General features: G+C 53.7%; 17 protein-coding genes. 14 read left to right on the top strand and 3 right to left on the bottom strand.

Annotated elements, in window-relative coordinates; translation table 11 throughout:
• Window positions 1-250: 250 nt before the first annotated feature.
• Window positions 251-733, bottom strand: coding sequence for a 2-C-methyl-D-erythritol 2,4-cyclodiphosphate synthase (ispF, locus tag RC85_RS19320; protein WP_068265824.1), 483 nt, complete (start codon window positions 731-733; stop codon window positions 251-253).
• Between the two features lie 140 nt (window positions 734-873).
• Here ispF and RC85_RS19315 point away from each other — a divergent pair, with 140 nt between their 5' ends.
• The 3 genes from RC85_RS19315 to RC85_RS19305 all read left to right on the top strand — a co-directional run bounded on the left by RC85_RS19315 (window position 874) and on the right by RC85_RS19305 (window position 4349).
• The gene (locus RC85_RS19315; RefSeq protein ID WP_200836767.1) at window positions 874-1875 is read left to right on the top strand and encodes an ABC transporter ATP-binding protein; all 1002 of its coding nucleotides are present in this window, start codon (window positions 874-876) and stop codon (window positions 1873-1875) included.
• 5 nt (window positions 1876-1880) lie between these two features.
• Window positions 1881-3674 carry an ATP-binding cassette domain-containing protein gene (locus RC85_RS19310; protein WP_084422851.1) on the top strand — a complete coding sequence of 598 codons (1794 nt, stop codon included), beginning with the start codon at window positions 1881-1883 and terminating at the stop codon, window positions 3672-3674.
• Between the two features lie 120 nt (window positions 3675-3794).
• Window positions 3795-4349 carry an REP-associated tyrosine transposase gene (locus RC85_RS19305; protein WP_068265820.1) on the top strand — a complete coding sequence of 185 codons (555 nt, stop codon included), beginning with the start codon at window positions 3795-3797 and terminating at the stop codon, window positions 4347-4349.
• A 637-nt stretch (window positions 4350-4986) separates the two neighbouring features.
• Here the strand turns inward: RC85_RS19305 and RC85_RS19300 are convergent.
• On the bottom strand, window positions 4987-5862 hold the full coding sequence (locus RC85_RS19300; protein WP_068265818.1) for a LysR family transcriptional regulator: 876 nt from the start codon (window positions 5860-5862) through the stop codon (window positions 4987-4989).
• A gap of 420 nt (window positions 5863-6282) precedes the next feature.
• On the opposite strand from RC85_RS19300, the gene RC85_RS19295 reads away from it, so the two are divergent.
• Entirely contained in the window at window positions 6283-7029 is a 747-nt protein-coding gene (locus RC85_RS19295) for a sulfite exporter TauE/SafE family protein (RefSeq protein WP_160148130.1), read from the top strand.
• A gap of 49 nt (window positions 7030-7078) precedes the next feature.
• Here RC85_RS19295 and ilvD read toward each other — a convergent pair whose 3' ends face one another.
• Entirely contained in the window at window positions 7079-8761 is a 1683-nt protein-coding gene (gene ilvD, locus RC85_RS19290; protein WP_068265814.1) for a dihydroxy-acid dehydratase, read from the bottom strand.
• Window positions 8762-9035: 274 nt separating this feature from the next.
• Between ilvD and RC85_RS19285 the strand changes: the two genes are divergently transcribed.
• The 10 genes from RC85_RS19285 to RC85_RS28555 form a co-directional block, all read left to right on the top strand.
• Window positions 9036-9701, top strand: a complete 666-nt coding sequence (locus RC85_RS19285; protein WP_068265812.1) for a 3-keto-disaccharide hydrolase — start codon at window positions 9036-9038, stop codon at window positions 9699-9701.
• On the top strand, window positions 9698-10315 hold the full coding sequence (locus RC85_RS19280) for an HAD family hydrolase (RefSeq protein WP_068265810.1): 618 nt from the start codon (window positions 9698-9700) through the stop codon (window positions 10313-10315). The genes RC85_RS19285 and RC85_RS19280 overlap by 4 nt, the downstream gene beginning before the upstream one ends.
• Window positions 10316-10755: 440 nt before the next feature.
• On the top strand, window positions 10756-11445 hold the full coding sequence (locus RC85_RS19275) for a hypothetical protein (RefSeq protein WP_238383177.1): 690 nt from the start codon (window positions 10756-10758) through the stop codon (window positions 11443-11445).
• A gap of 39 nt (window positions 11446-11484) precedes the next feature.
• Window positions 11485-12705, top strand: a complete 1221-nt coding sequence (locus RC85_RS19270) for a DUF1559 domain-containing protein (RefSeq protein ID WP_068265806.1) — start codon at window positions 11485-11487, stop codon at window positions 12703-12705.
• Between the two features lie 334 nt (window positions 12706-13039).
• Complete coding sequence (locus tag RC85_RS19265; RefSeq protein ID WP_068265805.1) at window positions 13040-14632, top strand: Ppx/GppA phosphatase family protein; 1593 nt, start codon at window positions 13040-13042, stop codon at window positions 14630-14632.
• A 19-nt stretch (window positions 14633-14651) separates the two neighbouring features.
• Entirely contained in the window at window positions 14652-15959 is a 1308-nt protein-coding gene (locus tag RC85_RS19260; RefSeq protein WP_084422850.1) for a protein-L-isoaspartate(D-aspartate) O-methyltransferase, read from the top strand.
• Window positions 15960-16168: 209 nt separating this feature from the next.
• On the top strand, window positions 16169-17560 hold the full coding sequence (locus tag RC85_RS19255) for a TIGR03000 domain-containing protein (RefSeq protein ID WP_068265803.1): 1392 nt from the start codon (window positions 16169-16171) through the stop codon (window positions 17558-17560).
• A 292-nt stretch (window positions 17561-17852) separates the two neighbouring features.
• The gene (locus tag RC85_RS19250; RefSeq protein ID WP_068265801.1) at window positions 17853-18650 is read left to right on the top strand and encodes a hypothetical protein; all 798 of its coding nucleotides are present in this window, start codon (window positions 17853-17855) and stop codon (window positions 18648-18650) included.
• Window positions 18650-19960 (top strand): HTTM domain-containing protein, encoded by a 1311-nt coding sequence (locus RC85_RS19245; RefSeq protein WP_149752782.1) that lies wholly within the window; start codon window positions 18650-18652, stop codon window positions 19958-19960. Before RC85_RS19250 ends, RC85_RS19245 begins: the two co-directional genes overlap by 1 nt.
• 410 nt (window positions 19961-20370) lie before the next feature.
• Window positions 20371-20916, top strand: a 546-nt coding sequence (locus tag RC85_RS28555; protein WP_238383176.1) for a hypothetical protein, incomplete at its 3' end; no start/stop codon positions are given.

Raw genomic sequence — 20916 nt, 5'->3', positions numbered from 1 at the left:
AAAGTTGCCGGCGGCGAATACCGCGACGTCATCGTCCGCGGCCAACCGATCTTTGATGATCAGGGTAGGACGGTCGAAGTCTACGGTGTCGTGTTGCCGAAGTAGGCAAAGTAGGCCGTAGCGAGTGGAGCGAGTTACGGCAGGGTCTCAGTCGGGTACAGCTAATCATGGACTGAACCCTGGCGGGATCAGCTACGGGGGACAACCGGGAAGTTATTCCGGGACTGTTCCTTAGTTCAAGCGAGTTGCCTTAGCTCTTCGCCACCAACACCACCACTCGGGCGGCGATTGCGGTGCTGCTGCCGATTTCTCCGACGCCCTCCCCCGTTTTGGCTTTGATACTGACTTGGTCGATCGAGGCATCCAGGTGGCTGGCGATTAGCTCTCGCATCGTGTCGATGTGGGGTGCCATTTTGGGATGCTCGGCCAAGATGACGCAGTCCAGGTTGCCGATCTTGTAGCCTTGGGCGTGGAGTCGTCGGACGGCTTCTTGCAAGAAATCGATGCTGTCCCGGTCTCGGTTTTCTTCGGCGTTGTCGGGAAACAACCGGCCGATGTCCGCTTCGCAAACCGCACCTAAAATCGCGTCGGTGATCGCATGTAGCAGCACGTCGGCATCGCTATGCCCGATCGCGTGAACATCAGAATCAATATCGATCCCGCCAATCCGCAGGGGGCCACCGTTGCCTAGGCGGTGGGAATCGTAACCAAGGCCGACGCGGATATTTGTCATCTGTACTGATCGTTTTCGCTGGTTGTGTTAGCTGGGGATTTCGTGATCGCTCGATGGATCATACCCTCTACGACCACCGTTCATCTATCGCCTGTCCGCAAAGCCCTACCCCGTAACCATTTCCCAGTGACCATTTGCCAGTGACGAATTCAGAGCCCATCATTCAAGTTCGCGGTCTGACTAAGTCTTACCGTGTCTACAAAAAACGCGAAGGATTGGGCGAATCGATTCGTGGGCTGTTCAAGCGTGAATATAAAGAAGTCCAAGCGGTCAAAGGAATCGACCTGGACGTTGGGCAGGGCGAGTTCGTTGCTTTCTTGGGGCCCAATGGTGCGGGCAAAACCACCACGCTGAAATTGCTCTCTGGCGTGATCAATCCGACCGACGGAACCGCCACCGTGATGGGGCATGTTCCGTGGAAGCGAGAAAACGAGTATCGCCGCCGGTTCGCACTGGTGATGGGACAGAAAAATCAGCTCTGGTGGGACCTGCCCGCCAAGGAATCGTACCGACTGCATCAACAGATCTATGGCGTGCCCGCGGATCAGTTCGACAAGACACTCGATGAGCTGACCAGTTTGTTGGACGTCGCGAAGTTGTTGGATCAACCTGTTCGTGAATTGTCGTTGGGCGAACGGATGAAGATGGAACTGATCGCCGCGATGCTGCACAGTCCTGATGTGTTGTTTCTGGATGAGCCCACGATCGGCTTGGATGTCATCGCTCAGCACAACATTCAAGAGTTCCTGAAGTACTACCAAGAAAAACGCAAGATCACGATTCTGCTGACCAGCCATTACATGAAAGACATCGCGGCTTTGTGCAAACGAGTCGTCATCATTGCGGGCGGACGAATCGAGTACGACGGATCGTTGTCGGGAATCATCGACAAGTTTTCCAGTCACAAAATCATCACGCTGCAATTTCCAGAAGGCAACCAACCAAGTCTTTCGCATCACGGCGAGGTGTTGGAAGAAACGTGGCCCATGGTGAAACTTCGGATCCATCGGACCGAGGTACCACGAATTCTATCGACGGTCTTGCAACAAAATCCGGTCGAAGATATTTCAGTGGAAGATCTTCCGCTCGAAGACGTCATCGCCGAATTGTTTCGCGAAACATCCCAGTCTCAAGCAAAATAATGTCCCTGATTTCTCTCGACGAACTGTCCATCGGTTTCCGCGGTCCAGCATTGTTGGACAACGTCACCGCGCGCATTGAACGCGGCGATCGTATCGGTTTACTCGGCCGAAACGGTGCTGGCAAAACGACGCTGTTGCGAATGATCGACGGGCAAGTGGTTCCCGATCACGGGGCCATCACCTTGGCGTCGGGCGCGACGATTACTCGACTGACTCAGGATGTACCCAAGGATTTGTCCGGTACGATTCGCGAAGTCGTTCGAGCCGGACAAACTCATTGCGATGACCTGGGCAACGAGTGGGAAATCGAAGTCAACGTCGATTCCACCTTGTCCAAAATGGAACTGGACCCCGACGCCGACGTGCAAACGTTGTCCAGCGGGATGAAACGCCGCGTGCTGCTGGCCAGATCGATTGCAGCAAATCCCGATGCATTGTTGTTGGACGAACCGACCAACCACTTGGACATTCCCTCGATCCTGTGGTTGGAAAATTTTCTGAGCCGTTGGCGAGGCACGTTGCTGTTCATCACTCACGATCGATCTTTCCTGCAAAACCTTGCCAACCGAATCTGGGAAATCGATCGCGGCCGGTTGTTTGATTGGACCTGTGATTACCAAACCTTCTTGGTGCGAAAAGAAGCGGCGTTGGCAGCCGAAGAGAAACAGAACGCTCTGTTTGACAAAAAGCTTGCCGAAGAAGAAGTCTGGATTCGGCAAGGAATCAAGGCACGTCGAACTCGCAACGAAGGCAGGGTTCGTGCGCTGAAGGCGATGCGGAATGAACGTTCCGAGCGTCGTTCAGTGGAAGGCAAGGCGAAGCTGAATTTGCAGGATGCGGCCCGCAGTGGTGCGTTGGTTGCCGAGGTCAAAGACATTTCGTTTGGCTATGCCGACAAGCCGATTTTGAGCGACTTTTCAACGACGCTGATGCGTGGTGACAAGATCGGCATCATGGGCCGAAACGGTGCTGGAAAGACGACGTTGTTGAAGTTATTGCTAGGCCAGTTAAAGCCTGATTCGGGCACGGTGCGAACGGGAACCAATTTGCAGGTTGCTTATTTTGACCAGCTTCGTGACACGTTGGACGATGAAAAGTCGGTGCAAGAAAATGTTGGCGAAGGAAGCGATCGAATCGAGATCGGTGGTGGTGTGAAGCACATCATGGGTTACTTGCAAGATTTCTTGTTCACGCCTGAACGGGCACGAACACCCGTCAAGTTTTTATCGGGCGGGGAACGTAATCGCGCATTGTTGGCGAAGTTGATGACCAAGCCCGCCAACGTGATCGTGTTGGACGAACCGACCAATGATTTGGATGCCGAAACATTGGAAATGCTGGAGGAACAGCTCGCCAATTTCCCTGGAACGTTGTTAATGGTTTCGCACGATCGAACGTTCCTGAACAATGTCGTCACCAGTACGATCGTGTTTGAAGAAGACAACGTGGCCGAGTATTTCGGAGGCTACGACGAATGGAAATCAATCGTTGATCGTCGGGCTGCGGAGGCCGGTAAGGAGGAAACGAAGGCCAAGTCTAAGCCGAGTAAACAGGCACCAGCCGCTTCGTCGCCAAAGAAAAAGTTATCGTTCAACGAACAGCAAGAACTGAAGAAACTGCCCGCAAAGATTGAAAAGCTTGAAGCCGATATCGCCGCGATGCACGAAGCGATGGGAGACCCGTCTTACTTTCAAAAACCAGCCAACCAGATCACCGGCGATGCCAAAAAGTTGAAGACAATGGAAGAAGAATTAGCAAGCTCATTTGAGCGATGGGAATCGCTCGAGGAAGCTTCGTAGGCCGTAACAAGCTTGGTGATTGTTCCGGCAATTGGATGGTAGGTTATTGGATTGCCGGAACTGCGCGGGGCTTGTTCCGGCCTACGGTGAGTATCGCTATTCGAAAATGACTGGCATGCAATGTCTGACTATCGACGCTACTTTGTTCCCGGATCGATGATCTATTTGACGGTTGTTACTTATGGTCGGCGTCCCATCTTGACGACCGATCATGGCCGCTGTTTTCTGCGAAACGCAATCAAGAAAATTCAGCGAAGATTCCCATTCACGTTATTCGCGACATGCCTGCTGCCGGATCATTGGCACTTGATCATGCAATTGCCATCAGGCGATGCTAACTACTCAGTTCGAATCAAGCGAATCAAAGAGGAGTTCACGATCAAATGGCGCGCGTCGGGATTGCCGGAAGCCGAGGTGACCAAAGCTCAGCGAAGAAAAGGCGAACGTGGAATTTGGCAACCAAGAGCTTGGGAGCACACGATTGTTGATGAGAAAGATCTGGAGCGATGTGTTGATTACATTCACTGGAATCCACGCAAACATGGTCTAGTTGCAAGAATTCAGGACTGGAAGTGGTCGTCATTTCACCGTTTCGTTAACGAAGGGCAATACGAACAGAATTGGGGTGGCGAAGAACCGTCACACATTCAAGGTAATGGCCCCTGGGGCGAGTAGTCGTAGGCCGGAACAAGCTTGGCGCAGTTCCGGCAATTGGATGGTAGGTTGCTGGATTGCCGGAACTGCGCGGAGCTTGTTCCGGCCTACGGTGTTGTCGAACTTTGTGTTTGTAGGCCGGAACAAGCTTGGCGCAGTTCCGGCAACTAGATGGTAGGTTGCTGGATTGCCGGAACTGCGCGGAGCTTGTTCCGGCCTACGGTGTTGTTGACCTTCGGAATTGTCCCGAAATAACTTCATGAGATTCGATTCCCCCCCCAAATCCCAACCTGAACGCGTAAGCGAGGGATTTACGCGTCAAACGAGATCCCTCGCTTACGCGTTCGAGTTTTTGTAGGCCGTAACAAGCTTGGCGCAGTTCCGGCAATTGGATGGTAGATTGCTGGATTGCCGGAACTGCGCGGGGCTTGTTCCGGCCTACGGTGTTATCGACCTTTGTAGTCGTAGGCCGTAACAAGCTTGGCGCAGTTCCGGCAATTGGATGGTAGGTTACTGAATTGCCGGAACTGCGCGGAGCTTGTTCCGGCCTACGGTGTTGTCGAACTTAGTTTTTGTAGGCCGTAACAAGCTTGGCGCAGTTCCGGCAATTGGATGGTAGATTGCTGGATTGCCGGAACTGCGCGGAGCTTGTTCCGGCCTACGGTGTTGTTGACCTTAGGATTTCGCGGAAGCTTTCTAGCAACTTGCTTTGGAACCGGTAGGGATTCCAGCAGGCGACGATGGTTCGCGTGGGTTTGGTGCCGGCCAAGGAACGGTAGGATCTTGATTTGCTTTTATCTAGCTTGCGGGCCATCGCGGGGATCATCGACACGCCGTGGCCGAGTGCGACTAGTTCCTGGACGGTTGCTAATTGACTGGTTCGTTCGAGTGCGACTGGTTGGAACGATCGTGATCGACAGAAAGTGACTACGCTGTCCGATAAGCAATGCGCTTCCCCGAGCAACACAAACGGCAGCGTTTCAATGTCGCTGGCGCGGATCTGTTTCTTTTCCGCCAGTGCGTGATCGGCTGGCATCACCAGCAGCAATTCCTCCTCGAATAATGTCTCGACTTGCAGGTACTTTTCCGAAATCGGAAGTGCCATGATCGCGATGTCAATTTCGCCGTGGGTCAGTCGTTTGCTCAGATGCTCGGTCGTGTCTTCTTCGACGCCAACATGGGCGGCCGGAAAACGGGTTGCGAATTTTTTTAATAGCGAAGGCAAAAGGTAGGGGGCAATCGTGGGAATTGCACCGACTCGGATACGACCGGTTTCCCCATCGTCGTTGATCTCGGCCTTGGCGTCTTCGAGGATCGAGAGCACTTGTTGCGCGCGGCTGCGAAGCAGGATTCCGGCGTCCGTTAACGTGACTTGCCGTGTTCCACGTTCCAGCAGCGGCTGGCCAAAGTCCTCTTCAAGCCGGGCGATCGATCGGCTGATCGCGGGCTGAGACATGCCCACCGATTCCGCAGCCATCGTGAAGTTTCCTATCCTGGCGACGGCTAGAAAGTTTCGTAGTTGGTCGACGTCCATGTGATTTTTTAGTATGCGGCGCTTGCATTGGTTTTGATGAAACTATGCACTTAGGTTATGGCCTGGTCAAGGTGTTTTGTGCAGTTCTTTTGCCAACGCTGTGAACCAATTCTATCTTACCGAAAACGGCATTCACTCGATAAGGAACGAGCGGGAAATTAGTGTCGCCTTTCGCTCCGCGAAAGTAGCGAATCCGCTGCTTTCGCGGAGCGAAAGGCGACTATAAAAAGTCGCACGTTCCTTAGCCGCGTGGGCATCGCCCCGCGCGTTCGGTGCCGCACGACGCGCGGGGCGATGCCCACGCGGTTAAACGATTTAGCTGGCGTGGGATGCCGTGTGTCGCAAAACTCCATGTGTCGCAAAACTCCACACGGCCTACAATCCATCATTCTGTTCTGGCCTGTAAATTGAATGATCTTGATGGACCTTGGAATCGCTTGGTTGTGCTTGCTGTTTTTTGCCGTTGCTGCCGTTTATTCAGCGGCGGGTTTCGGCGGTGGTTCAAGCTATCTAGCGATCTTAAGTTTTGCTTTAGACGATTTTCTTGGCGTGCGAACGTTGGCGTTGTTGTGCAACTTGGTGGTTGTCGGTGGCAGCGTTCCTCTTTTTTGGAAGCACGGTTTCTTACCGCCTCGCCGAGCGATCCCGTTGGTTGCGGCCAGCATACCGGCGGCCTTCATCGCGGCGCAGTTGCGATTGGCTGACGAAACCTTCTTGACCATTTTGGGGATGACCTTAGTTGCCGCCGCGATCGTGATGTTTCTTCAGCGGCGAGACAGCGTTGCCGCGGGCGATCGGCAATCCAAAATGATCGATGCATCGATTGGCGGAGGGGTTGGTTTTCTTGCGGGATTGGTTGGCATCGGTGGTGGCATCTTCTTGTCACCCCTTTTGCACCTGACCCGTTGGGATGCGGCAAAGCGTATCGCGGCGGTGGCCGCTTTTTTTATCCTGGTCAATTCGTTTGCTGGCTTGGCCGGTTTGATGGTCAGTCAACAATTCGAGATTGCGCAAACCAAGTGGTTGTGGGTCTTGCCAGCGGTTTTCATCGGCGGCCAAATCGGCGTCAGATTCTGCTTGAACAGCGTCGCCGTCAGGCGGATTCGATTGTTGACGGCAGTGATTGTGTTGATCGCAGGTCTGCGGATTTTGGTTGTAGTGATGTAGGCCGTAGCAAGTGAAGCGAGTTACGGCTTACCATTCAGATTTTCAGGCCTTATTCATCCGTAACGCAGCCTTCGCTGGCGGTCTTGACGCACTTGATGTACTTGTACAGCGTTCCGCGAGTGACTTTCAGCGGCGGGGCGGTCCATGCTGCTTTGCGAGGTTCCAAGTCGGCGTCAACGTCTAGCGAATTCGTGTTCGCGTCGATGGTCACGATGTCGCCGTCTTGCAGCAACCCGATCGGGCCCCCGTCTTGGGCCTCTGGCGTGACATGGCCGACGATGAAACCGTGGCTGCCGCCGCTGAATCGTCCGTCGGTGATCATCGCAACATCGCTGCCCAGACCCGCGCCCATGATTGCACTGGTTGGCGTCAACATTTCTGGCATGCCGGGTCCACCCTTGGGGCCTTCGTAGCGAATCACGACAACGTCGCCTTTTTGGATTTTGTTGTCCTCCAATGCGTGCAGCATGTCTTCTTCGCTGTCGAAGCAACGTGCCGGGCCGCTGAATTCTAGGCCTTCCTTGCCGGTGATCTTGGCGACCGCGCCGCCCGGTGCGAGCGAACCTTTTAAGATGCGGATGTGGCCGCTTGTTTTGATCGGTTTTTCAACGGGTGCAACGATCGTCTGGCCTTCTTTGAGTCCCGGAAGATCAGCGACGTTCTCGGCAAGCGTCTTGCCGGTGACTGTCATGCAGGATCCGTCCATCAAGCCTTTTTCGAGCAAGTACTTCATCACTGCGGGCGTGCCACCGATGCTGTGCAAATCTTCTTGAACGTATTGGCCCGATGGTTTCAAGTCAGCCAGGAACGGGATGCGATCGCTGACCGATTGGAAGTCGTCGATCGTTACATTGACATCGACGCTGCGAGCCATCGCGATCAGGTGCAACACCGCGTTGGTGCTGCCGCCGAGTGCCATCACGGTGACCATTGCGTTTTCAAACGCCGCACGAGTCATAATGTCGCGAGGCTTGATGTCTTTCTTGAGCAGTTCCAACATTGCCTCGCCCGCTTTGTGGCATTCCTCTTTTTTCGCAGCATCTACGGCCGGGATGCTGGCCGAATAGGGCAGCGACATGCCGAGGGCTTCGATCGCGGTCGCCATCGTGTTGGCGGTGTACATACCGCCGCAGGCACCCGCACCGGGACAGCTCTTGCGAATGATCTCGGCGCGTTCTTCTTCGGTGATCTTTCCGGCGACGTATTCGCCGTAGGCCTGGAACGCTGAAACGATGTCCAGTTTTTTGGTGCCGCCATTGGTGCCGCAGACACCGGGTTTGATCGCGCCGCCGTAAACCATGATTGCGGGTCGGTTCAAACGTCCCATCGCGATCAAACAGCCCGGCATGTTTTTGTCGCAGCCGGGAAGTGCGATCAGCCCGTCATACCACTGGGCACCCATGATCGTTTCGATTGAATCGGCGATCAGGTCACGCGATTGCAGGCTGAACGACATCCCATCGGTGCCCATCGAAATCCCGTCGGACACACCGACGGTATTGAATCGCATTCCGACCATACCTGCCTTCGTCACGCCCTCTTTGACTTCGCCGGCCAAATCCAGCAAGTGCATGTTGCACGAATTGCCCTCGTACCAAACACTGCCGATGCCAACTTGCGGCTTGTTCATGTCCTCGCTGGTCATCCCGGTGGCATACAGCATCGCCTGGGACGCGCCCTGTGACTTGGGCTGAGTGATTTGTGAACTGTAGGGATTCAGCGGCTTATTCATCGAGCTACGCAGGAAAGTAGGTAGAGTGCTGGGAACGCAAGTGTGGGGAACGCTAGAATATGATCGCAGAGCTGCTTTCCGGCAAGGAACCCTGATAGAACCTGTCCCGAAACAACTTCCCAATTTTCCTAACCCGAACGCGTCAGCGAGGGATCTTCTTTGACACGGAAATCCCTCGCTGACGCGTTCGGGTTGGGATTCTGTGGAATTCAGTCTCCTGCAGTTATCTCGGGACAATTTCATAACTAAGAAACCTGCGACACCAAGAAACCTCATGAATAAGTTAATTCTGCTATTCGTTTTAGCCTTGCCGCATTCCATTGCATTGGCGGATGACTTCGCGGATTCGTCGGTTCAGCTCTTTGACGGTCAAACCTTGGCGGGGTGGGAAGGCGACGCCTACTGGTTTCGCGTCGAAGACAAATCGATCGTGGCCGGCCGCATTGACCAAGCGATTCCGCACAACGTGTTCCTTTGCACGACGGCAAACTACGACGACTTTGAATTGCGGTTGGACGTCAAACTGGTCAGGGCTGATGAGTCAGAGCCTGGTCCCAATGCCGGTCCCAATGCTGGCGTCCAGTTCCGCAGCAAACGAATTCCTGGGGACACCGAGGTGTCGGGATATCAAGCCGACGCGGGCGAGGCTTGGGGCCGAAGTGTTTGGGGAGCTCTGTTCGACGAATCGCGTCGGAAGCAGATGCTGGCCGAGGGCGATCCTGAACTGGTTGAGCGACTGACGAAGCCCGATGACTGGAATTCGCTGAGGATTGTTTGTCGAGGGCAACACGTTCAGATTTTCCTGAACGGTCAACAGACGGTTGACTACATCGAAGAAGACAAAGACATTCCCGTCTACGGCATGATCGGTTTGCAGATTCACAGTGGGCCAGCGACCGAAGCGTGGTATCGGAACATTCGCATACGACAATTTCAATGATTCAATTTGTATACTTTGACCTGGGCAACATCCTGTGGTCGTTTGACGAAGATCGAGCCTGCCAGAACGCGGCTGATTTATTTGGTGTTGGTACTGCCGAAATTCGCCAGGCCGTTTATGAAAGCGGCTTGCAGGATCGGGCGGAACACGGGCGTGTTTCGACCACTGGGTTTTGCGAACAACTGGTCAGTTCGATCGCTGGCACTAACCAGGTTTCTGATCTGCGAGCAGTAGCGGACGCGCTTAGCGACATGTTCACTCCGATTGAATCCATGGTGTCGGTGATCGAAGCGGTACGTTGCTCCGGTGCAAGGGTTGGAATTCTTTCAAACACATGCGAGCATCATTGGGATTGGATTGGTCGTCAACAGCATCCGATGATGGCCGGGCCTTTTGACGCGATCGTGCTGAGTTATGAGGTCAACTCGATGAAGCCCGATGACCAGATCTACCGCGCGGCTGAATTGGCAGCCGGTGTGCCCGCCGATCAAATTCTGTTTCTGGACGACAAGCCAGAAAACGTGCTTGCCGCCAAGATGCGTGGTTGGCAAGCCGAGCAGTGTTTGGGCGGATCTGAGGCAAACGCTGTGCTAAAAAAACGTGAACTTCTTTAGCGTGGACCTTAGTTCACTCGGCCCCCCCGTTGTTTTTCGGGTGGTGTTCCTCTGACCAGCTTCTATGGTGTGGATCATGCCAGTGTCACGCTTTGTAGGCACATACTTCGTCAAAGTATCGTTTTTTTGGCCAGACGAGGCACTCATTTTAGCTGGGCTTGTCGGTTCCATTGGGGTGAGTTCGGTGCTTGGGTGCTCGTTTTATTTCGGTAAATCAGCCAGAAATTCACGTTGTAGGAGATTTTATGATTTGCATCGGTGCCTCAAGCGGATAGATTTTGTGTAGGCGTAATCCAACTACCACTTCGGCGGACCCCCGTTTTACGGAGCTGATTCCTGGGGACAGCTTTTCGGCGGACTTGGCCCGTGTCGCTTTCAGATCGCGAGAAGTTGATAACACGCTGTCCAGCAATGCTCTCTACTTGAACGGTACTTCTATGATGACGCGAATGCTAACCATCGCCGGTGCGGTGATCTTGATTTTCGGAATGCTTCCGAGCGATGCCAAGGCGGCGTTGACCGTGGGGTTTGATATGGACACATCGACATTTCCTACGGAAACGACTGACGTGTCGAATTTCAGTGCATTGGAAATCGAGACGACACGTACCGTTTCCAACGGTGAAGTCTTCGACGTCGCTGTTTATCTCTATTTGGATTCTGGCACCTACGGTCCTGGAGCCCCTTTTTCGGTCGATGTAACCTACAACACGGACCATTTGATCGTAAATGAGATGCAATCGAACTTTACGATAGACGGACCGAGGCCGTTGCGACCAGCCGTTTGGAGTCAAGGGTTGATGAATCCCCTCAGCTTTTCCTCAGGTGGCACCGGTGAACGCAGCGGGCTAATAAGTTCCTTTTTTGATGAAAACGATTTAAACAATGAAGGCTCACCGCTATTCGCTTGGCTTGGCGTTTTACAGTTTGAAGCTGTCAATTTATCAACAACGGCAACCGATGACGCCGGTTTGACTCTGTTGGGATTTCAGGGCGAAACCAACGTTACACTTAGTGCTCCGTCAGTATCGTCGCTGGTCGTCAGTGCCGTTCCAGAGCCGACAGCAGTTTGGGTTTGTGCCTCGATCGGTTTTGGCGCAAGGCTTTCACGTCGTCGTCGTCGTGTTTGATTTGTTTTTTGATAGAAATTTGCTCTTGGGGATGTGGTGATGAATCGTCAGAAGAATAGAGGCTTCACGCTGGTAGAGTTGTTAGTCGTGATTGCGATTATTGGCGTATTGGTCGGTTTATTGCTGCCCGCGGTCCAGGCTGCCCGCGAGGCAGCGCGACGAATGAGTTGCAGCAACAACTTCAAGCAAATTGGCCTTGCGGTTCACAACTATCATTCGGCCTTCAAACAATTGCCCAAGCATGCCAGTGGCACGGACTGGGATCCGGCGACGACATCTATTTTGGATCACTCGTTTTTCTCCAATCAGTTACAGGCCAGCTACTTGGTCGGTTTGTTGCCATTTGTGGAACAGCAAGGGCTTTGGGAGCAGGTCAGCAATCCTCTGGTCAACGTTTCTGGTGTGGGACCAACCCCATGGAACCCAATGGGGCCGATGGCGCACGGCGGTTACTTTGAATACGAACCTTGGGCTTTGAATGTGCAAACGTTTCGCTGCCCCAGTGACCCAGGCGTCGGTTTGCCGTCACTTGGTCGGACCAACTACGCAGCCTGCTTAGGCGATTCGACCGTTCTTTCGTTTCTCGGCACCACCAGTATGACCGGGAGCGCTGGGGCACCAATGATGGCGTCCGAGGTTCGACGGTATCTAAGAGGTGCTTTCGTACCGAGAAAGAAAATGGCATTTCGAGACATCATTGACGGGCTTTCTAATACGATTATCGCCGGTGAAATTGCGACCGATCTCGGTGACAATGATGTTCGGACTCGAGGGTCATTTGAGAATGGTGCGGCAGTGGTCGATGCGGTTCCCGGTGCTCAACTGTGCCGGAACTCGAATCAGGTGGATCCTACGAGACCCCAGTTTTGGAACCCAACCATTTTCCCCGCTCATGATCCGGGAACTAACGGGACTGCATTTACCGGTGCTTTGTTAGCAGGATCGGGTCGTGGGTTTTGCTGGGCTTCGTCAAACAACGTCCACACTGTCATGACAACGGCTTTGGGGCCAAACTCTGAACTGTGCTTAGCGACTCGGACCCTGAATGCCGAAGGCAACTGGTCGGCCAGCAGTCGTCACCAGGGCGGTGTTCACGTTTTGATGGGTGACGGGGCGATCAAGTATGTGACGGATTCGATCAACGCCGGGAACTCCAGCTTTCCAATGCAAAACATGATCGCCGGTCAAGCGAGTCCCTACGGCGTTTGGGGCGCTCTTGGAACGCGAGCGACTCGTGAAGTCTTTGAAGATCCTTTCTGAGTTTGGACGCAGGTTTAGACTGGAGCTTGGTTTAGGAATTGTCCCGAAACAACTTCATCAGATTTGATTCCCCAAAATCCCAATCCCAACCCGAACGCGTTAGCGAGGGATTTACGCGTCAAACGAGATCCCTCGCTTACGCGTTCGGGTTGGGAAATCGGGAAATCGGGAAGTCAGTTCGGGACAGTTCAGTTCATTAAGCAGCCTCTCATCATGACGCTGCGAACGTAAACGGCATAAGCTTTGATGCCGGTGCTTCCGTCCCGCTGTCGGTTTGTGGGCTTAGGGTTACAATTCAGGGAAATCGTTCTCCTGCATTGGACCTGCGCACCCTATGTCTCAAGCCGCTCTCCGTTCTTTTACTGCACCCAAGGAATCGCCGCGTACGGTTGCGGTGATTGATATTGGGGCGACCAGCATTCGGATGGCGATCGCCGAAATTCGCTCGGGTGAGTCCGGCAGTGGTGGCGAGGTTCGGACGCTGGAAACGTTGCTGCAATCGGTCGAACTGGGCCGCGAAGTATTTCAAAACCGGCGTTTGTCTCGGAAGAATATCGAAAAAGTTGCGTCGGTTCTAATTCGCTACAAACAGACGCTGCGGGAATACGGCGTCACATCGCCGGAAGACGTTTGCGTGGTTGCGACAACGGCGGTGCGTGAAGCAGCCAACCGAGTCGCGTTCACCGATCGCATCTTTATCGCCACAGGATTCCACGTGGTGCCAATCGACGAAGCCGAAGTCAGCCGCATCACCTACATGGGCGTGATGCCGCATATCCTCGGTTCCAGCGAGCTTGGCGAAGGCAAGTCGATCGTGGTCGAAGTTGGTGGTGGCAACACGGAGATGTTGATCATTCGCGGCGGCAATGTCCTGCACAGCCAATCGGTGCGTTTGGGATCACTGCGGCTGCTCAATACGCTCGAAGGAGTGCGCGTCAGCACCGCTCGACGACGAACGATTCTGGAAAGCCACATTCGACGCATGCTGGCCCAATTGATTGACTCGATTCAAACCGATGCGACCATGCACTTGATCGGGCTCGGTGGTGAAATGCGTTTTGCAGCGAATCAATTGCTGGGCGATTGGGATACTGATTCCCTGGCAAAAATTTCGACCAAGCGTTTAGAGCGACTCACCGAAGAAATCCTTGGCTTGGAACCGGATGCCATTGTTCGACGATACGACGCCAGCTTTGTTGAGGCTGAAACACTGGGCCCTTCGTTGTTGGCGTATACGTTGTTGGCGAAGCACTACGAGCTAGAACACCTGTTCGTTTGCGACACCAATCTTCGCGACGGTTTGTTGCACGACATGGCGGCGGGCAAGCAGCTTGACGATGATTTTCGAAACCAGATTGTGCGTTCGGCCATATCGCTTGGACGAAAGTTCGACTTTGATGAAACTCATGCTCGCAACGTCGCCGAATTGGCACGCAAGCTTTTTGAACAGCTTGCGGATGAGCATCAACTCGACAGCCGCAACGAAGTGATCTTGTTTGTCGCTGCTCTTTTGCACGAGATCGGGTTGATCGTTAATGTGCGTAGCAACCACAAACACGCGCTCTATTTGATTCGAAACAGTGAACTGTTTGGGTTGTCCCAGGGTGACCTGATGATGATTGGGCTGGTTGCTCGGTATCACCGTCGTGCGTCACCCCAACCTTCGCACGAAGGCTATTCAACACTCAATCAATCCAAGCGTGTGATCGTATCGAAACTTGCCGCGATTCTTCGTCTGGCGATTGCGTTGGACGACACGCGAAGCGGTCGAATTCGTGACGTTCAATGCAAGCGGGGCACGAAGGAGTTTTTGATCAAAGCGATCGGGGTTGATGATGTTTCGCTGGAACAGGTTGCAATGCGAGGAAGTTCTGGCTTGTTTCGAGATACGTTTGGTTTGCCTGTCCTCTTGAGAGCCGGGAAGTAATTCTCCGCTAGGTTGACTGATGAAAATACAAGTTCAGGTGTTCTTAATGGCGGGCGTATTGTTTCTTGGCGATGCTGGGGCAACTGATCCTTATCGGCAGGCTCGCGACCAATTAGTCAACGATCGAATCGCGACCGCTGGGGTTACCGATGTGCGTGTCTTGGACGCGATTCGCGAAACGCCTCGACATGAATTTGTGCCAAGGTCGCAGCGGTCGCGAGCCTATTACGATATGGCGCTTCCGATCGGTGACGCGCAGACCATCAGCAGTCCCTTCATCGTTGCATCGATGACCGAGGCGCTAGATCCCAAGCCGACCGACAAGGTGTTGGAAATCGGTACCGGCAGCGGATACCAGGCGGCCGTGCTAAGCCCGTTGGTCGAGCATGTTTACACGATCGAGATTGTGCATGATTTGGGAACGCGTGCGAAAGAAACGCTGGAACATCTGGGTTACGAAAATGTTTCGGTTCGGATTGGCGATGGGTTCCTCGGCTGGCCCAGCGCCGCGCCGTTCGACAAGATCATCGTCACCTGCAGTCCTGAATCGGTTCCCCAACCGCTGGTGGATCAGTTGGTCGAGGGCGGTCAAATGATCATCCCCGTGGGCGAACGTTACCAGCAAACGCTCTATCGAATGATCAAGCAAGATGGAAAGCTAAAACGGCAACCGCTGCGTCCGACTCTGTTTGTCCCGATGACTGGCGAAGCCGAATCGACTCGCGAATTAAAGCCGGACCCATCGAATCCCAAAGTCGTCAACGCAGATTTTGAGACGTTTGGAAAGGCACCGTCCCAAAAGGCACCGTCCCAAAACGCATCATCCCGAAACACACCGTCCGGGTCGGATTCCAAACAGGATTCAGGCGGCGGTTCGTCAGGCCAAGTGGATCGCCTGTCGCAGGATGATTTTGTCCCAGGTTGGTATTACGGCCGACAAGTTCGTCACTTGAAGCAATCGGGTGATTCGTTTGTTCGGTTTTCAAATCAGACGCCGGGGCTGAGTTCGCATTTGTTGCAGGGGATTGCGATCGATTCAGACGACGTTTCGATGATCCGATTGGTGGGACGTGTTCGCACCGAGGGTGTTCAAAAGGGCCCCACCCCGGATGCAATGCCGATGGTGGCGATCAGTTTCTATGACAGTCTTCGCCGCGATTTAGGCATGTTCTCGCTAGGGCCATTCCGAGGGACTCGGTCGTGGCGAGAAAGCAGCCGCCTGATTCGGGTGCCCCCCAAAACACGCGAGGCGATCGTCCGAATCGGGCTGTTTGGTGCCACGGGCATCGCCGATTTTGAGAAAGTTTCGATCGACAAAATCGACTAGCCTTGGCTAGGATTGACGTTTTTCGGGGGAAATTCGCCGTTTTGTCTCTTTTGCCCACCCCGCCCGGTTTTCCTGTTGCGAAAAAGCTGCCAAAGCTTCTTGATTGCTGCAATCCGATCGTTATCTTAATTGTGCCTCGGGTTGGGCATGCGCTCGTAGCCCTCTGCACCCGAGCAGGAAAACGACAAACAACGGAGAGTTAGTTCACAATGAAGTCTTTTCAAAAAGCATTTGCGATCGTCACGGTCGTCTCGCTGATGGCGATTCCGCTTGACGCAAACGCGGCTGGATCGTGGGGTGGATCATCTGGAGGTTCGGCAGGCGGTTCTGCTGGCGGCTATGCATCCGGCGGTGGTGCTTCTGGCGGCAGCGGCGGCGGATTCTTCGCACGATTGCGAGCTCGCCATGCAGGCGGTTCCGCAGGAAATGCATCGGCTGGTTCGTCCGGCGGATCCTACGCAGCAGCCTACGCCAGCACAGGTGGCGGCAGTGTAGGTGGCAGTGTAGGTGGCAGTCGCGGCGGCGCTCCTCGAATGGGGCCTCTGCGTCGTTTGGTTGCAAAGATTCACGCTCGTAAAGCAGCTCGTCGGTCCGCTGGTTCCAACGGCGGTTCGTCAGGCGGATCCTCCGGTGGAAGCGTTAGTTACGCGCGCTACAGTGGCGGTTCAAATGGTGGCGGTTCAGGCGGTTCCTCTGGTGGCGTTGCCTCCGCAGCTTACGCAAGCAGCTACTCGGCTCCCGCAGTTCATTCAGTGTCGATGGGCTCGTCAGCTTCCTACGAATCCCCGGTAGTCGAATCGTCCTACGAATCGTACACACCGATGGGTGAAACAATCATCGATGGTGGTTACAACACTGATGGTGGTTACAACACTGGCGAAACCATCATGGACAGTGGTTACGATGCCGGCGGATCGATCATCGATTACGGTGCATCCAATTCTGTTGAATCGTCAGACGGTGTGAGTGCGTCTACGGTTGGCTACAAGACGGAGTCATCGCAGCGTCACGAATCGGCGAAGCCAGCGATCGATCCGGATTCAGCATTGTTGACGGTGAAGGTTCCCTTTGAGGCAACTGTTACCGTGAACGATCACGAAACGGAAAGTGACGGAGAGGTTCGACAATTCATGTCACGTGGGTTGAAGGACGGCTACTCGTACACCTACGTCGTCAAGGTCGTCTACGATGTTGAAGGCGAAACACAGACCGACAGCAAGTCAGTCGTCCTGCGTCCGGGTGATATCGAGCAAGTCGAATTCGATACTCCAGAATCCGCTGCTGCTGATTCCGTTCAAGCACGTAAGGTCCCTGTGGATGACGACGAACCCAGCGAAGACTTGGTCACGGTCGTCCAGCTCTATGTGCCTGCTGATGCCAAGGTTTCCTTGGCTGGCAACGAAACCAACGGTTCAGGTCCGGTACGAACGTTCCGCACCAAGCAGTTGAAGGCTGGCCAGCAATGGACTGACTACACCGTGCGTGTCACCGCGACCGTTGACGGTCAAAGTGTCACCAAGGAACGTACCGTCAACGTCGAAGCCGGTTCGGTGACTGAATTAGATTTCGACTTCGACGATGGCACCATCGCAGTGCGATAAGCAAATCGTCGTTTGTTCTATCAAATGAGCCACGTCGCGAGTTTTTCTCGCCACGTGGCTTTCTTTTTATCTTGCTGGCCCGATCGAGGTTTCAGAAACTCGAGGTTTCAGAAACACATCATTGTTGCTTGTTTCTTCGCTGTTCTAACTTCATTCTTCTAACTTCATTCTTCCAACTTCATTCTTCCAACTTCATTCTTCCAACTTCATTCTTCCAACTTCATTCTTCCAACTTCTCAGCGCAGATCGATTAAGCTAGCGGGTTGCCCGCAACTGCAACTCGTCTGACATCATGAATCATCGCGAACAGTTTGAACTTCGGTCTGATCATCAAGACGGTTTCCCCAGTCGTCGTTGGCGATCAATCGCCAGTGTGATTGTGCTCTTGCACGTTGCCGCAGTCATACTGCCGCCACTAGCGTTTCAAGCACGCGGGCCGTTGGGCGTTTCGCCAGCAATCGAGACTGCGATCACGCCTTTTGAAAAGTACGCACAGTCTTTTTACATCGATCGTGGTTACGCTTTCTTTGCGCCCGATCCAGGGCCAAGCCATCTGATTCAGGCTGCGATCACCGACAGCGATGGGAATCGCGTGGAAGAGTTGTATCCAGATTTGGATCAACAATGGCCACGTCTCTTGTATCACCGGCATTTCATGCTGGCTGAGTATCTGGAAGAGATTTACCATCCGCCCGGACCGCCACGCGAATTGGCTGAGTTGGATCGCGAGGCTGCGGAGTATTGGGTTCGGTCACGGGCTCGTTACGAGCACGTGCGTCAGTCGGTCGTTGATCACTTGAAGCAAAAGCATAGCGGTCAACAGGTTGCCATTCGCCGAATCGAACATTTGATTCCCGACCTTAGCATGTTCATCGAACAGCCCATCGCCTTGGATGACCCGCAGCTTTATCGCGTCCTGCAAGATCAGCCCATTGATGTTTTGGGCGATATCGCCGGCAATCCATCGCAATCAGACGCGGACGTTTTAGTGGCACCAACAAAGCCGCCCGAGACGATTGAACCGCCCAAGGGTGACCCGGTCGAACCAGCGGATAATCCGACAAACGAATCAGCGGAGGTTGCTCCGTAATGGAATCATCTGCATCAACTTCAGCACTCACCCGTCTAAGCGGTTTGGTCGGTGAATGGGCTAGTGGTACCGCGCGAGCCTGGAATCGTTTTTGGTTTCAGCCGCGTTTGCCACACACACTGGCAATCTTGCGGATCATCACTGGGCTGATGCTGCTGTATTCGCACCTTGTCTTAGCCAGTGATCTATCGTCGTTTGTTGGCGAGACGGCTTGGATCAACAACGATACCGCCAAGCAGTTGCACGACGGAGCTTTTGGGTTCTCGGATTGGGGCCGCAGCTATTTGTGGTACTTCGGCAGCCCGGCGTTGCTGTGGATTCACCATGCGTTGACGATTGCGGTAACGATTTGTTTTGCCGCAGGTTTCTTGACGCGGATAACCGCGCCGGCCGCGTGGTTTTTGCAGTTGATGTACGTGCATCGATTGACGGGACATCTGTTCGGGCTCGATCAGATTGTGACCTATTCAGCGATGTATTTGATGCTCGCACCCTGCGGCAGCCTGTTTAGCATTGATGCAAGGCTGCGTGAGAAATTGTCGCAAAGTCATGGCGATCGTCGTTGGTTCAGTTGGTTGTTCCCATCCGCTGAGCCCACGGTGATGTCGAACATCGCGACGCGGCTTTTTCAGATTCATCTGTGTACGATTTATTTCTTTGGCGGCATTGCTAAAGCACGCGGCGAATCTTGGTGGGACGGCACCGCGATGTGGTACTCCGCCGGAAATTACGAATACCAATCACTCGATTTGACTTGGATCGCAGGCTATCCGCGATTGGCATCGCTGCTGACCAACGTCACCCTGTTTTGGGAACTCAGCTATGCGGCGTTGGTGTGGCCAAAATTGACTCGTCCGTTGGTGATCGGATTAGCCGTCGCCGTGCATGGTGGCATCGCATTGTTTCTGGGCATGATCACGTTCGGGGTGATGATGATGGCTGCCAACTTTATCTTTTTACCGCCGACGTTGTTGGTTCCCTCAACAGATGTTGATGACGATTCAATCGATTTAGATGATCTAGAACTAAACGTGACGCCGGAGGACGGCGTTGATTTGATGGGATCATCCCTTTCAGGACTTTCAAGTTCATCCTTGTCGGGAATTGGCAGTGATGATTTGCAGGACCGCCAACAACGTGTCGCTCGCCAAGAAAAACGAGTTCGCGAAGCAAGCGATAAGATCAACACACGAGCAAGAAAGCTGAAAGAACGCGAGCTGAAATATAAAGAACGCGTCGAACGTTTGAAGGAACGTGAATCGAAGTTAAAAGATGTGGTGGACCGAGCGAAAAATCGAAAGAAGAAGTAGGCCGAATGGAGCCAAAGCGACATCCTGCAATAGGATATCGGAAACGCTTCGCGTGGAGTCAGACTCGGGTTTCGGGTTTCAGGGGAAGGGAAAGGTGTCCGACACGAATGGCGTTGTCCACGGTCTTTTTGCCGTTCCGACGTCAAAATATCTTCGCCCGGTGCAGCATCGAAGACCGCAATCTTTTTCCGTGTCCCCCGAATCCGCGAACCGAGGAGTTGCTGCTTGTAGGGTTTTTAAGCTGAAAATCAATCCCGATTCGGATGGAGATTTAGACAAAAAAATTAACGACAAAAAAATTTTAGAACAGCCAATTCGGTTTCAGACACCTTGGTTTCGTCGGCGTTTTGCAGCCCTGCCGTAACTCGCTTTACTCGCTACGGCCTACGAACTTTGACTGGAAAAGCCCGGTGACCGAGCGCACCATTTTTTTGACGTTAATTTTTTTGTCTAAATTGTCCCCCGATGAAGAAGAGGTGACGGGGGTAGTTTCCGTGATACTCATTTATTACTCCCGTCACCTTTTCCGTGCCGATTGGATTGCCTACGACGACCACCATCGCTATTGGAGCGGACTCAATGGAGGCAAAGATCCCTCGACCGCGTATCGCAAGTACGTGAAAGAAACGCTTCGTGTGGGGTCAGCAGGAAACGCTTCGCGTGGCGGGAAACGCTTCGCGTGGGGTCAGACTCGGGTTTCGGGTTTCAGGAAACGCTTCGCGTGGGGTCAGTCTCGGGTTTCGGGTTTCAGGGGAAGGGAAAGGTGTCCGACACGAATGGCGTTGTCCACGGTCTTTTTGCCGTTCCGACGTCAAAATATCTTCGCCCGGTGCAGCATCGAAGGAAACGCTTCGCGTGGGGCAGACTCGGGTTTCGGGTTTCAGGGGAAGGGCAAGGTGTCCGACACGAATGGCTTTGTCCACGGTCTTTTTGCCGTTCCGACGTCAAAATATCTT

The sequence above is a fragment of the Rubripirellula obstinata genome (genome assembly GCF_001642955.1).
Classification (GTDB): Bacteria; Planctomycetota; Planctomycetia; order Pirellulales; family Pirellulaceae; genus Rubripirellula; species Rubripirellula obstinata.
Note: the sequence above shows the minus strand (reverse complement) of the source record. Positions and strands in the feature narration are given on the sequence as shown.